At 67.8% G+C, this 13,664-nt stretch carries 11 protein-coding genes; 8 read left to right on the top strand and 3 right to left on the bottom strand.

Annotation, left to right across the window (positions count from 1 at the left end):
- The first annotated feature begins 3 nt into the window (after positions 1 to 3).
- Entirely contained in the window at positions 4 to 807 is an 804-nt protein-coding gene (locus tag JOD67_RS36965) for a class I SAM-dependent methyltransferase (protein ID WP_205122307.1), read from the top strand.
- A 4-nt stretch (positions 808 to 811) separates the two neighbouring features.
- Here the strand turns inward: JOD67_RS36965 and JOD67_RS36960 are convergent, their stop codons facing one another.
- Together JOD67_RS36960 and JOD67_RS36955 are read right to left on the bottom strand one after the other, a co-directional pair.
- On the bottom strand, positions 812 to 1,486 hold the full coding sequence (locus tag JOD67_RS36960) for a peptidylprolyl isomerase (protein ID WP_205122306.1): 675 nt from the start codon (positions 1,484 to 1,486) through the stop codon (positions 812 to 814).
- Positions 1,487 to 1,527: 41 nt separating this feature from the next.
- Complete coding sequence (locus tag JOD67_RS36955) at positions 1,528 to 3,156, bottom strand: acyl-CoA mutase large subunit family protein (protein ID WP_307782688.1); 1,629 nt, start codon at positions 3,154 to 3,156, stop codon at positions 1,528 to 1,530.
- A gap of 165 nt (positions 3,157 to 3,321) precedes the next feature.
- Between JOD67_RS36955 and JOD67_RS36950 the strand changes: the two genes are divergently transcribed.
- Positions 3,322 to 4,461: a glycosyltransferase family 4 protein gene (locus tag JOD67_RS36950; RefSeq protein WP_205122305.1), complete on the top strand. Its 1,140-nt coding sequence runs from the start codon at positions 3,322 to 3,324 to the stop codon at positions 4,459 to 4,461.
- Complete coding sequence (locus JOD67_RS36945) at positions 4,461 to 5,582, top strand: glycosyltransferase (RefSeq protein WP_239554223.1); 1,122 nt, start codon at positions 4,461 to 4,463, stop codon at positions 5,580 to 5,582. The genes JOD67_RS36950 and JOD67_RS36945 overlap by 1 nt, the downstream gene beginning before the upstream one ends.
- Here JOD67_RS36945 and JOD67_RS36940 read toward each other — a convergent pair.
- Positions 5,579 to 6,478: a DUF559 domain-containing protein gene (locus JOD67_RS36940; RefSeq protein WP_307782687.1), complete on the bottom strand. Its 900-nt coding sequence runs from the start codon at positions 6,476 to 6,478 to the stop codon at positions 5,579 to 5,581. The two genes, JOD67_RS36945 and JOD67_RS36940, sit on opposite strands and share 4 nt — an antisense overlap.
- A gap of 238 nt (positions 6,479 to 6,716) precedes the next feature.
- On the opposite strand from JOD67_RS36940, the gene JOD67_RS36935 reads away from it, so the two are divergent.
- The 5 genes from JOD67_RS36935 (at position 6,717) to JOD67_RS36915 (ending at position 13,659) form a co-directional block, all read left to right on the top strand.
- Positions 6,717 to 7,940, top strand: a complete 1,224-nt coding sequence (locus JOD67_RS36935; RefSeq protein ID WP_205122303.1) for an amidohydrolase — start codon at positions 6,717 to 6,719, stop codon at positions 7,938 to 7,940.
- Between the two features lie 456 nt (positions 7,941 to 8,396).
- Entirely contained in the window at positions 8,397 to 9,539 is a 1,143-nt protein-coding gene (locus tag JOD67_RS36930; RefSeq protein WP_205122302.1) for a BMP family lipoprotein, read from the top strand.
- Positions 9,540 to 9,614: 75 nt separating this feature from the next.
- On the top strand, positions 9,615 to 11,168 hold the full coding sequence (locus JOD67_RS36925; RefSeq protein WP_205122301.1) for an ABC transporter ATP-binding protein: 1,554 nt from the start codon (positions 9,615 to 9,617) through the stop codon (positions 11,166 to 11,168).
- Positions 11,165 to 12,385 (top strand): ABC transporter permease, encoded by a 1,221-nt coding sequence (locus JOD67_RS36920; RefSeq protein ID WP_205122300.1) that lies wholly within the window; start codon positions 11,165 to 11,167, stop codon positions 12,383 to 12,385. Before JOD67_RS36925 ends, JOD67_RS36920 begins: the two co-directional genes overlap by 4 nt.
- Entirely contained in the window at positions 12,382 to 13,659 is a 1,278-nt protein-coding gene (locus JOD67_RS36915; RefSeq protein WP_307782686.1) for an ABC transporter permease, read from the top strand. The genes JOD67_RS36920 and JOD67_RS36915 overlap by 4 nt, the downstream gene beginning before the upstream one ends.
- The last annotated feature ends 5 nt before the right edge of the window (positions 13,660 to 13,664 follow it).

The raw sequence follows: 13,664 nt of genomic DNA, 5'->3' as shown, positions 1-13,664 counted from the left end.
ACCATGACCAGCGTGAAGAGCTACGACGAACGCGACCTCTATCTCGGTCTCGCTGCCGAGCACTGGGGAGCGATCTCCGACACCGATCCGCGGGAGGACCAGGAGTACTTCCAGCGGGTCATCGAGAGCCAGAACGGCCGCGCGCTCGAGCTGGGCTGCGGGGCGGGCCGGCTGTTGCTCGCGTACCTGCGGGCCGGCCTCGACGTCGCCGGCAGCGACATCTCCGGCGACATGCTGGCGATGCTGCGGCGCGACGCGGAGGCGGCCGGTCTGGAGCCGGAGGTCTACGAGCAGCCGATGCAGGAGCTCGACGTTCCGGGCACGTTCCGCACGATCTACGTCCCGTGCGGCAGCTTCGTCTGCGTGATGGATCGCGAACAGGCGTTGGAGACTCTGCGTCGTTGCCATGCGCAGCTCGACCCGGGCGGCGTGCTCGTGTTCAACCTTTTCCTCTTCCCCTACGACTACTCCGCCGAGGAGCTTCCGACCTTCCCGGGCCCGTGGGAGTTCAAGGCCGAGAAGTCCCTGCCGGACGGCCGTCGGCTCGTGATCTCGAACCGCGACACCGGACTCGACCCGGTCGAGCAGGTGTATGAGGAGGAACGGAAGTACGAGCTGTACGAGGACGACAGACTCGTCCGTACCGAGGTCCGCACCGGGCAGGGTCGCTGGTACTTCCGCAACGAGCTGCTGTGGATGGTGCGGATCGCCGGCTTCGAGCAGGTCGAGGTGACCGGCGACTACACCGACGACGAGCTCAATCCCTCACACCGCAAGGTGATGGTGGTCCGCGCGACGCGCAGGTGACAGCTCAGTAGCGGACGGCCGCGCGGTTGATGTGCACCGGCAGACGGGGCTCGCCGTCGTGCTCGTTCGCACCGGGGATGATGCCGCCCGCCGCGATCTTGTCGAGCACGTCCATGCCGTGCGTGACGCGCCCGAGCACCGTGTAGGCCGGCGGGATCAGCGCCTGCGAGTGCACGAGGAAGAACTGGCTGCCGTTCGTATCCGGCCCCTGGTTGCCCATCGCGACCGTCCCGCGCGGGTACGTCTCCGCACCGGTCAGCTCGTCGGCGAACCGGTAGCCAGGCCCGCCGATCTCCGCTGCGAAGATGTCGCCGCACTGCAGGACGCCGAGGCGCTCGTAGTCGGTCAGCCGCCAGCACTGGGTGTCGTGGTAGAAGCGGCTCCACGCCAGGTGCGCGAGATTGTGCACCGCGCACGGCGCGCCGGCGCGGTCGAGCTCCATCACGACCTTGCCGTGGTTGGTGTGCAGCGTGACGGTCACCGTGCCGCGCGCGAGCGTCCAGGGGAACGGCGGCCTGACGGGCTTGGCGGCCGGCTTGTCCGGCGTCGGGATGTACTCGCAGCGAACGAGTGCTCCGCCGGAGCTGGGCTCGGCCGTGTCAGCCATGGCGACTCCGGGACTGAAGAGGCTGCAGAGAACGACAAGAGCGGCAGCGACGGCGACGACCGGTTTCCCCATGCGGGCCAAGCTATCGGGCTCGTCAACCCCCACGAGTCCCGCTAGTAGAACGTGTCCGGCGGCGTGTAGACGCCCCACACCTCGCGCAACGCGTCGCAGACTTCGCCGACGGTCGCCAGCGCGGCGAGCGCGGACTTCATCGGGTACAGCACGTTGTCGCCGCCGCGCGCGGCGTCCTGCAGCGCGGCGAGGCAGCGCTGGACCTCCTCGCCATCGCGTTCGGCCCGCAGCCCCGCCAGGCGTGCGCGTTGGGTCTCCTCGATCGCCGGGTCGACGCGCAGCGGCTCGTACGGGTCCTCCTCGGCGAGCGCGTACTTGTTCATGCCGACGACGATCCGCTCGCCGGAGTCGATCTCACGCGCGACGCCGTACGCCGATCGTTCGATCTCCGACTTCTGGAAGCCCTTCTCGATCGCGGCTACTGCACCGCCGTACCCCTCGACCGAAGCCATCAGCTCCAGCGCCGCGCTCTCGACCTCGTCGGTCATCGACTCGACCGCGTAGGAGCCCGCGAACGGATCGACAGTCTTCGTCACGTCGGTCTCGAACGCCAACACCTGTTGCGTTCGCAGCGCCAGCCGAGCCGCCTTCTCGGTCGGCAACGCGATCGCCTCGTCGTAGGAGTTCGTGTGCAACGACTGCGTTCCGCCAAGCACCGCGGCGAGACCCTGCACGGCGACGCGAACGAGGTTGACCTCCGGTTGCTGCGCCGTCAGCTGCACGCCCGCGGTCTGCGTGTGGAACCGCAGCATCCACGACTTCGGGTTCTTCGCGCCGAACTCGTCCCGCATCACCGACGCCCAGATCCGCCGCGCGGCACGGAACTTCGCGATCTCCTCGAGCAGTGTCGTCCTTGCCACGAAGAAGAACGAGAGCCGCGGCGCGAACTCGTCGACATCCAGCCCCGCGTCGAGCGCGGCGCGGACGTACTCGCGCCCGTTCGCCAACGTGAACGCGATCTCCTGCACGGGCGTCGCCCCGGCCTCCGCCATGTGGTAGCCGGAGATCGAGATCGTGTTGAACTTCGGGAGTTCTGCCTTGCAGTACGAGAAGATGTCGGAGATCAGCCGGAGCGACTGCGCTGGTGGGTAGATGTACGTGCCGCGCGCGATGTACTCCTTGAGGACGTCGTTCTGGATCGTCCCGGTCAACTCCCGCGGCGCGACGCCCTGCTCCTCGGCGACGATTTGGTAGAGCAGGAGGAGGAGCGCGGCGGGGGCGTTGATCGTCATCGACGTCGAGACCTGGCCGAGCGGGATGCCGTCGAACAGGATCCGCATGTCGTCCAGCGAGTCGATCGCGACGCCGACCTTGCCGACCTCGCCGTGCACGAGGTGCGCGTCGGAGTCGTACCCCATCTGGGTCGGCAGGTCGAACGCGACGGACAGGCCGTTCGTGCCGGCGTCGATCAGCTGGTGGTAGCGGCGGTTGGACTCGACCGCGGTGCCGAAGCCGGCGTACTGGCGCATGGTCCAGGGGCGTCCGGTGTACATGGACGGGTAGACGCCGCGGGTGTACGGGTACTCCCCGGGTGCTCCGAGACGCGTTTGAGGGTCCCAGCCGGTAAGGTCGGCGGGATCGTAGACGGGCTTGATCGGAAGCCCGGACTCGGACTCGGGGGAGGTCACGCCGTCAGCGTACGACTTGGTGCACTCCGCGTAGTTACTCACGGCTCGGATCGTCGAAGAAGCGGGTTGCTGCTGCGGCTTCTCGGCGGATCGCAACGGAGTGAAACTGAGCGATCCGAGGCCGTGACCAGATGGCAGAGTATTGCTCGCCGACGCGCAACTCGGGGTGTGCCGTTCGTTCATCTACGACACCGAAAGTCAAGAAATGTGCGAGTAGCCGTGGTCGCGGAGTCCTTCCTCCCCCAGGTCAACGGTGTCGCGAACTCCGTTCGACATCTGGTGGATCAGCTCGTCGCTCGTGGGCACGAGGCGCTGATCATCGCGCCGGGGCCAGGCGAGACGACGTACGGCTCCATCCCTGTGGTGCGAGTCCGGAGCTTCCCGTTCCCGATCTATCGCGATCTGCCGTTGGGGCTACCTGACGCCTCGGTACGGCGCGCGATCACCGAGTTCGCTCCCGATGTCGTGCACCTCGCGTCGCCGATCGTCGTCGGCATGTCGGGGCTGCGCGCGGCCGAGCGGCTCGGCATTCCTACTGTCGCGATCTACCAGACGGACATCGTGGGATTCGGTCATCAGTACGGGCTCGTCGGCATCGACCGTACGGTCTGGGCCTGGACCCGCCGCCTGTACAGCCGCGCCGGGCGGACGCTCGCGCCCTCGTCCGCGGCGGCCGCGCAGCTCTCGGCGATCCGCGTTCCCCGGGTCCACCTCTGGCAGCGCGGCGTCGACCTGCGGCAGTTCCGCCCGTCCCGGCGGTCTCCGGCGTTGCGGGCTTCTCTCGCGCCGAACGGTGAGGTGCTCGTGGGGTACGTCGGGCGGGTGGCGATGGAGAAGCGCGTCCATCTGCTGCGGCATCTCGCGGACCTGCCGGGCACGCGGCTGGTGATCGTGGGCGACGGGCCGGAGCTGGAGGAGGTGCGCCGGCTGGCGCCGTCGAGCGTGTCGTTGGGCATGTTGCACGGCGCGGAGTTGGCCGCAGCCGTGGCTTCGCTGGACGTGTTCGTTCACACCGGTGCGCACGAGACGTTCTGCCAGGCGGCTCAGGAGGCGCTGGCGAGCGGGGTGCCGGTGGTGGCGCCCGGGGCTGGCGGACTGCTCGACCTGGTGACGCCGGGGGAGACGGGGTTCCTGTTCGACCCGGCCGAGTCTGCGGTGGGGGTCGCGGAACTGCGCGCCGGCGTACAGACGTTGGCAGAGAATCCGGTGCTGCGGCGCGCGATGGGGCAGGCGGCTCGGATGTCTGTGCTGGAACGAGGCTGGGAGCGGATCATCGACCAGTTGGTGAACGTCCACTACCGCGCTGTGATGCGGCCGGCCGCGAGCCGTGACACGGTGGCGGCCTGATGCCGATGCGGATCGCCCAGCTGGCGAACTTCTTCGGGCCTTCGTCGGGCGGCCTTCGTACGGCGGTGAACGCGCTCGGGACGGGTTATCTGGCGGCGGGACACGAGCGCTTCCTGCTCGTACCCGGACCGGAGGACTCCTGGGTCGCGGACTCGTCGGGTACGACGGTGACGTTCCGCGCGCCGCTGATGAAGAAGAGCGGGTACCGGATGGTGCTCGAGCCCTGGCGGGTGCTGGACGTGCTCGACCAGCTGCGGCCGTCGTCGGTCGAGGTGTCGGACAAGACGACGATGATCGCTGCCGCTCGATGGGCTCGGAAGAACTCTGCTGGGTCGGTGTTGTTGTCGCACGAACGGCTGGACTCCCATCTGGAGCAGCGGATTCGATGGGACGCCGGTCGGGTGGCTGGTGTGGACACTGTCAACCGGCTGTTGCTGCGGATGTTCGACTCGGTGGTGGTGACCTCTTCGTACGCTGAGGAGGAGTTCAACCGCGTGGGGACTCGGCCGGTGCACCGGATTCCTTTGGGAGTTGACCTTTCGACGTTCCATCCTTCTCGGTTCTCGGGGTCATCTGGGGTCGTGCCTCGGTTGATCCATGTGGGGCGGCTGTCATTCGAGAAGCGGCCTGACTTGGCGATCTTGACTGCGGTGGCTTTGCATCGGCAGGGGTTCGCGTTCACGATGGACGTGTACGGGGACGGGCCGGATCGCGCTGAGCTGATGGCTCTGGCGGGGGATGCGCCGATCATCTTTCATCCGTACATCGCTGATCGGCGGGTTCTCGCTTCGCACATTGCTTCTTCTGACGTGGCGTTGTCTGTTTCGCCTTGCGAGACTTTTGGGCTGGCCATCTTGGAGGCTCAGGCCTGCGGGACGCCGGTGGTGACGGCGGACCGTGGGGGTGGGCGGGAGTTGGTGACGTCCTTGTCCGGGGCGTTCGCCGCGCCGGTGCCTTCGGCCTTGGCTTCAGCTGTGCGGGATGTGTTGTCGCGGCCGGCTGGTGAGCGGCGGTTGGCTGCTCGGGAGCAGGCTGAACGGTATCCGTGGAGCGCTACGGTTTCCGCGATGCTCGATGTGCATGCTGCGGTGCGGGAAGACGCTTTGGGCGTGGTGGCTTAGGCCGCTCTCGCCAGCTGGCATCCCGCTCCGCACTTCTTCGACTCGCTTCGCCAACCGTTCCTTCGCAGCGCACTCATCACCTGCTCCGCTATGGAGCAGGTGTTCCCCATCACGTCACTCCATCCAAATCTGAGCGTGGCGAAGCCACGCTCGGTCGACCTGTTGTCTCTCTTGTGATCGCGGAACACTCCTTCCTCGATGTGGCCCAGCCGCCCATCGAGCTCCACGATCAGTCGGTAGTTCTCGTAGATCGCATCGACCCAATGGCCGGTTGCGATCTTCCGTTGGCGTGCTGCTGACGGCAGGTTGTGGGGGCGTTCGACGCGTCTTACGTATTCGAGCTCGAGCGGGGATTCTGCTCCGTCTTCGACCTCGGCCAGGACTTTCGCTGTGAGGTCGCGCCAGGCTTGGCGGGGGCGGGCGTTCAAGGCGGCATGGAGGCGATCGGGGGTGGTTCGCCTTCGTTGGCAGGCTCGGGTGATCCAGGTCATGACCTCTTCGAGGTTCTTTGCTTTGTCGATCAGGTCGATCACCGTGTCCTCCACCCTGGTCACTGGCGGCCTCTTCGTGGGATGTCTTGCTGCTTCTAGCCCCTCTGCGGTGTGGATGCGCAGCCCTGCTTGGGGCGTCACCCGTCGCGTACTCGGGATGGTGACGTGGACCGGGCCAACGGTGCGCTCGTTGAGTCCCCAGACCTCTGCAGCCGACTCAAAGCTGAGCACGGCTCCCGAGCCCGCGTAGAGCACTGCCGCCCACAGCTCGGCCGCCCGTGGCAGTGGGCCGGTGAAGAGCGCATGGACGCGAGGGTGGATGCGTTGCCAGCGCCGAGCGGCCACGTGAGCTCGGATCTGGGCTCGGGTGATTCCCGCGGCGAGCAGCTGGTCGATGCGCACCACGCCGGCCTGGCGCCTGACGAGTTCGTACATCGTTCGACGATCGGGCATCCGCCACCCACATGGCCGCTCGAGGCGAAATCTGTGGAAAACAGATAGGCCGAAGATAATTAGCGCTATAGCAACGAAAAGTCTTCGGGCTAACTCCGGCGACCCCTGTGGTGGTTACGGAGGGTAGTGAAGGTGACCGTTTGTAGGGGTCCTCGCGTCTATATCACGGGGGGCGTGGACAATTGATCGGGTGCCCCTCCATTCTGAACTGGTCGCCGACGTCGATCGGCTCGTCAAGACGTACGTTGACGAGCTGGTGCTGTTCCGGCGTGACCTGCATGCGCACCCTGAGCCGGGGCGGGAGGAGTTCCGTACGACCCGCGTCGTGTCCGAGCGACTCATCGAGGCGGGTCTGCAGCCCAGACATCTTCCTGTGGGTACCGGCCTGATCGCCGACCTGGACGGCAACGCGACCGACCGCACGACGCGGGTCGGGCTGCGGGCTGACCTGGACGCGCTGCGCGTCGCCGACGAGAAGGGCGTTCCGTACCGTTCGACCCGCAACGGGGTCTGCCACGCCTGCGGGCACGACGTGCACACCACGGTCGTGCTCGGTGCCGGGCTCGTGCTCGCCGAGCTGCAGGCCCAGGGCAAGCTTCCGCACGGCGTACGGCTGATCTTCCAGCCCGCCGAGGAGCTCATCCCCGGCGGCGCGCTCGACGTGATGGCGGCCGGCGGGCTCGAGGGCGTCGACCAGATCTACTGCCTGCACTGCGACCCCAAGCTCGAAGCGGGCCAGGTCGGGCTGCGGAGCGGCCCGATCACCGCCGCGGCCGACCGGGTGCACGTACGGCTCACCGGGCCTGGCGGGCACACGGCACGGCCACACCTGTCCGCCGACCTCGTGCACGCGCTGAGCACACTCGTCAGCCAGCTCCCCGCCGCCCTCTCGCGCAGGGTCGACCCGCGCGCCGGCCTCACCATGGTCTGGGGGCGGATCCACGCCGGAGCCGCCGCGAACGCGATCCCGATGGAGGGCGAGGCCGAGGGCACGCTCCGGTGCCTCGACCGCGACGCCTGGGAAACCAGCGCCGAGATCGTGCCGGAGCTCGCGAAGGAGATCGTGCGCCCGTACGGCGTGGAGATCGACGTCGACGTGCACCGCGGCGTCCCGCCGGTCGTGAACGATCCCGTCGCCACCGCGATGCTGCACGACGCGGCGGAGTCGATGCTGGGACGTTCGGCGATCACGACGACCGACCAGAGCCTCGGCGGCGAGGACTTCGCCTGGTACCTCACCGAAGTCCCCGGCGCCCTCGCCCGCCTCGGCGTCCGCAGCCCGGGCAGCCACCCGGGCGGTGACCTGCACCAGGGCACGTTCGACATCGACGAGCACGCCATCGGCGTCGGCGTACGCCTGATGGTCGCCGCCGCCCTGCTGGGCGGCAACGCCTGGCACGACGCGGTCGTCTAACCCGCCCAGCGCCTCGTGCCAACGGTCGTTGCCGAGCTGGTCGTGGGGCAGTGGTGTCGCCAGGGAGTTGGCTGGGAGTCGATCAGGCGCCACGTCGATCTCGTCCATGCGCCTTTCCGGTCGCGGTGGAGCTAGTCAACGGTCGAAGATCGCGAAGCGACGCCTCTCTCCCGCGCGAAGCGCCACCTAGAGAGGCGCCCTTGACTCGCTCAGCCGCGACCGGACCATGGCGGACGAGATGACGAGGCGGAGTTCCGGCGCAGGAGCACGTCGCCAAACAGCCCGCGAAGGCCCGGGGATCGTTACCGACAGGTAACAGGACGGGCGCGATCCACAGGTACCACAACGCCGCGACCGCTTCCGGTCCTATAGTCACCCAAACGCGCAACGCTGGGCGCCCGCATGGCGGCAACGCCGCGTGTGCGGTCAGACACATAGGGGCACGAGGAGGCGTTCGTGAAGAAGTACCTGTGGGGACTCGCGGTGGCTGGCGTGGCCGCGGTTGCGCTGGCGGCATGCGGCAGTCCGCCGCCGGAGACCTCACCTGGAAGTGACGGCGGCGGTGCGACGGGGACGGCCAGTCAGGACCCCGCCAAGAAGGACTTCAAGGCCTGCATGGTCTCCGACTCCGGTGGCTTCGACGACAAGTCGTTCAACCAGACCTCCTACAAGGGCCTGCAGGACGCGGTCAAGGCGCTGGGGATCGAGGAGGGCAAGGCGGAGTCGCAGTCCGACACCGACTACCCGAACAACGTCAACGGCATGGTCACCGCCAAGTGCAACGTGATCGTGACCGTCGGCTTCAAGCTCGGTGACCAGACCGCGCTGTCGGCGACGGAGCACGCGGACATCAAGTTCGGCATCGTCGACTACGACATCAACGTCACCGACACCAAGAAGCTGGGCATCCCGTCGATCCCGACGAACGTCAAGGGCCTGCTGTTCAACACCGCCGAGTCGAGCTTCCTCGCGGGCTACCTCGCCGCGGGCATGACGCAGTCCGGCACCGTCGGTACGTTCGGCGGCCTCAACATCCCGACCGTGTCCATCTTCATGGACGGGTTCTGGGAGGGCGTCCAGCACTACAACACGACCAAGAGCAAGACCGTCAAGGTCGTGGGCTGGGACGAGCCGACCCAGAAGGGCCTGTTCACCGCTGACTTCGAGAACAAGGCCAAGGGCCAGACCACCGCGCAGAACCTGATCAGCCAGGGCGCCGACATCGTGTTCCCGGTCGCCGGTCCCGCCGGCCTCGGCGCGCTGCAGGCGGCCAAGGCCAGCAACGGCAAGGTCAACGCGATCTGGGTCGACACCGACGGCTGCGTCAGTGCGCCGGAGTACTGCTCCGTGCTGATCTCCAGTGTCTACAAGGGCATGGACATCGCCGTGCAGGACGTCATCACCACCTCGTACGAGGACAAGTTCGACAACACCCCGTACGTCGGCACGCTGGAGAACGAGGGCACCGGACTCTCGCCGTACCACGAGTTCGACAGCAAGGTGCCAGCCGAGCTGAAGTCCGAGATCGACCAGCTGAAGCAGGACATCATCGGCGGCAAGATCACCCTGAAGTCGAAGGTCCAGCCGAAGGCGTCATAAGGCGCGACGTTCGCGGAGGAGGGGACCTCGGGGCATGGGTCCCCTCCTCCGGGCACTCACGGGCAAGGGGTACGGATGACGCTCGAGCTCCGAGGTCTGACCAAACGATTCGGCGCCCTGGTCGCCAACGACCACATCGACCTCACCGTCGAACCAGGCGAGATCCACTGCCTGCTGGGCGAGAACGGCGCCGGCAAGAGCACGTTGATGAACATGCTGTACGGCCTGCTCGCTCCCGACGAGGGCACGGTCACCCTCGACGGCAAGGCGATCACCTGCTCCTCACCCCGTGAGGCCATCAACGCCGGAATCGGCATGGTGCACCAGCACTTCATGCTCGTTCCTGTCTTCACAGTCGCCGAGAACGTCATGCTCGGCCGCGAGCAGACCAAGGGCCTCGGCCTGCTCGACCGAGCCGCCGCCGACAAGCTCGTCCGCAACCTGTCGGAGCAGTACGGCCTGTCGGTCGATCCGGCCGCGAAGATCGAGAACATCCCGGTCGGCGTCCAGCAGCGTGTCGAGATCCTCAAGGCGCTGGCGAACGAGGCCAAGGTCCTCATCCTCGACGAGCCGACCGCGGTGCTCACGCCGCAGGAGATCGACGAGCTGATCGAGGTGATGCGCTCGCTGAAGGCGAACGGCACCGCGATCGTGTTCATCACCCACAAACTCAAAGAGGTCAAGGCGATCGCCGACCGGATCACCGTGATCCGGCGCGGCAAGGTCATCGCGACCGTCGAACCGACGACGTCGGAGACCGAGCTCGCCGAGCTGATGGTCGGACGGGCCGTCCAGCTCGTCGTCGACAAGGCGCCCGCGACGCCGGAGGACGTGAAGCTCGAGGTCGACCACCTCTCCATCGCCGACCTGAACGGCTACGCGGTCGTCGACGATGTCTCGTTCGACGTACGCGGCGGCGAGATCCTCGGCATCGCCGGCGTCCAGGGGAACGGGCAGAGCGAGCTCGTCCAGGCGCTCGTCGGCCTGATGCCGCCGGCGAAGGGCGCGATCAGGCTCGGCGGTCGCGACCTCGCCGGGCTCACACCACGCGAGCATCTCGACGCCGGCATTGGCTACGTCCCGGAGGACAGGTCGCTCGACGGGTACGTCGGGTCGTTCTCGGTCGCCGAGAACCTCGTCCTCGACCTCGTGCGCAGCGCCCCGTTCTCCCGCGGTGGCACGATCTCGCCCGCTGCCGTACGCAAGAACGCCGACAACCGCGTCGAGGAGTTCGACGTGCGTACGCAGTCCATCGAGACCCCGGTGAGCTCGCTGTCCGGCGGTAACCAGCAGAAGGTCGTGCTCGCGCGGGAGCTGTCGCGGCCGCTGCAGCTGTTGATCGCGAGCCAGCCGACGCGCGGACTGGACGTCGGGTCGATCGAGTTCGTCCACAAGCGGCTCGTCCGTGAACGCGACCAGGGTACGGCCGTGATCCTGGTGTCGACCGAGTTCGACGAGATCTTCGCGCTGTCGGACCGGATCGCGGTGATGTACCGCGGCCGGATCGTCGGCATCGTCGGACCCGACACCCCGTGGGACCAGCTGGGCTTGATGATGGCAGGGTTCGCGCCGGAGGAGGCCGCACAGGAGGCCGAGGAGCACCCGACGATGTTGGGGAGTGTCGAATGAGCGACCAGCCGCCGGACGCCACGCCGGCTCCGACCCCGGCGCCCGCCCCGGCGCCGTCACCGTCGCCCGCGCCCGTACGCAGCGCCCGCTTCTCCTGGGTCCGAGAGCTGATCGTCAGCCTCGCCGCCGTCCTGCTCGCGCTGGTCGTCGGCGCGGTGCTCATCATCATCAGCGACCAGAACGTGCTCCCGACGTTCACGTACTTCTTCTCCCGGCCGGCAGACGCGCTCATCGCCTCGTGGACCGCGGTCTCCGAGGCCTATCTCGCCTTGCTGCAAGGGGCTCTGGGCGGTTGGCGGCCGATCTCGGAGACGCTCACGCTGGCCTCGCCGCTGATCTGCGGCGGCCTCGCGGTGTCGCTCGCGTTCCGCGCCGGCCTGTTCAACATCGGCGCCCAGGGCCAGCTGATCGTCGGCGCGCTCTGCGCCGGCTGGGTCGGCTTCACCTGGCACCTGCCGATCGTGCTGCACGTGATCGCCGCGGTCGTCGCGGGCATCCTCGGCGGCGCGCTCTGGGGCGCGATCGCCGGCTTCCTCAAGGCGCGAGCCGGCGCGCACGAGGTCATCACGACGATCATGCTCAACTACGTCGGCCTCTATCTGCTGCAGTGGTTGCTCACGACGGACGTTCTGCAGCGGCCCGGCCGGGACGACTCGATCAGCCCGGTCGTCGACAGCAGCGCACAGTTCTTGAACGTGCCGGGGACGCGGCTGCATATCGGCTTCCTCGTCGCGATCCTGGCCGCGGTCGCCGTCTGGTGGATCCTGTCCCGGTCGACGATCGGCTTCGAGCTGCGTGCGGTCGGTGCCAACCCGGAGGCTGCGCGTACGGCCGGTATGAGCGTCGGACGTTCGTACACGTTGGCGATGCTGATCGCCGGCGGCCTCGCCGGTCTTGCCGGCGTCCAGCAGGTGCTCGGCACCGATCTCCCGCTCACCGACGGTATCGCCGGGTCGGTCGGCTTCGACGCGATCACGGTCGCGCTGCTCGGGCGGGCGACACCGTTAGGCACGGTCGTCGCCGGTCTGCTGTTCGGCGCGCTGAGCGCCGGCGGCCTGCAGATGCAGCTCGCCACGCAGACCCCGTTGACGCTGACGACCGTGCTGCAGGCGACGATCGTGTTGTTCATCGCCGCACCCGCGCTGGTGCGGGCGATCTTCCGGATCCGCGCGCAGGGCGCGGGCGGAACCGTTCTGGCGAAGGGGTGGAACGCGTGACTGCCACCGTCGAGAGGGTCGAGCCCGCTCCCGTCGTCGAGAGCGTCGCCGACCGCCGGCGCCGCAACCGCAACGGCGTGCTGCTGGGGTTCGTCGCGTTGGTCGCCGTGGTGCTCGCGGTGACCACCAAACCAGGAACGGTGACGTTCCGGCTGTCCGGTCAGTTCGCCGAGACTCCGTTGAACCTCGCCCTCCCCGCCCAGCCGCTCGCGTGGATCGGCGCCGTCGTCGCCGTCGCGGTCGCGGTGCTCTACGTCCTGCAGAAGCTGCCGGCCCGCTGGGCCTGGGTGCTGTGGGCGCTGCTCGCGACCACGTTCATCTTCACGTTCCTGAGCTGGGCGGCGTCGGGGAAGGTCTTCCCGCTGACCAACCAGTTCCAGGGCACGATGAGCTTCGCGACACCGCTGATCCTGGGCGCGTTGGCCGGTGTGCTGTGCGAACGCTCGGGCGTCATCAACGTCGCGATCGAAGGCCAGTTCCTCGTCGGCGCGTTCGCCGCGGCGGTGTTCGCGACGGTGTTCGGCAACGCGTACGTCGGCATGATCGCCGCGATCGGCGGCGGGGTTCTGATCGCCGCGCTGCTCGCGGTGTTCAGCATCCGCTACCTGGTCAACCAGGTCGTGCTCGGCGTCGTGCTCGTGGTGTTCGCGACGGGCATCACCGGCTTCCTGTTCGACCAGTTCGTGCAGGACGATGCGTCGGCGTTCAACAACCCCGACGTGCTGCAGGCGATCCCGATCCCGTTGCTGTCCGACATCCCGGTGATTGGCGACGTGCTGTTCCGGCAGACGATCCTGGTCTACGCGATGTACGCCGCGGTCGCGATCGTGACGTACGTTTTGTTCAAGACCCGTTGGGGATTGCGCGTTCGCGCCGTGGGCGAGCACCCGCGGGCGGCGGACACCGTGGGCATCAACGTGCTGCGGGTGCGGTACCAGGCGGTGCTGCTGGGTGGCGTGTTCGCGGGCCTCGGCGGCGCGTTCTTCACGGTCGGCTTTGGTGGCTCGTTCAACAAGGACATGACCGCAGGCAACGGCTTCATCGCGCTCGCTGCGTTGATCATGGGGCGGTGGCACCCGGTCGGTGCGACGCTCGCGGCGCTGTTCTTTGGGTTCGCGACGCAGCTGCAGAGTCAGCTGCAGATCATCGACACGCCGATCCCGGGCGACGTGCTGTTGATGGCGCCGTACCTCGCCACGATCATCGCGGTCGCCGGGCTGGTCGGCAGGGTGCGGGCGCCGAAGGCCGACGGCGAACCGTACGTGAAAAGCTGAGCTTC

This window comes from Tenggerimyces flavus (genome assembly GCF_016907715.1).
In the GTDB taxonomy this organism is placed as follows: Bacteria; Actinomycetota; Actinomycetes; order Propionibacteriales; family Actinopolymorphaceae; genus Tenggerimyces; species Tenggerimyces flavus.
This window is presented reverse-complemented; position numbering and strand designations above follow the sequence as displayed.

Bases quoted from the DNA above. Each gene is read 5' to 3' on its own strand.
- JOD67_RS36945 (WP_239554223.1), top strand. From the start codon at position 4,461: ATGCCGATGCGGATCGCCCAGCTGGCGAACTTCTTCGGGCCTTCGTCG.
- JOD67_RS36965 (WP_205122307.1), top strand. From the start codon at position 4: ATGACCAGCGTGAAGAGCTACGACGAACGCGACCTCTATCTCGGTCTC.
- JOD67_RS36960 (WP_205122306.1), bottom strand. From the start codon at position 1,486: ATGGGGAAACCGGTCGTCGCCGTCGCTGCCGCTCTTGTCGTTCTCTGC.
- JOD67_RS36920 (WP_205122300.1), top strand. From the start codon at position 11,165: ATGAGCGACCAGCCGCCGGACGCCACGCCGGCTCCGACCCCGGCGCCC.
- JOD67_RS36925 (WP_205122301.1), top strand. From the start codon at position 9,615: ATGACGCTCGAGCTCCGAGGTCTGACCAAACGATTCGGCGCCCTGGTC.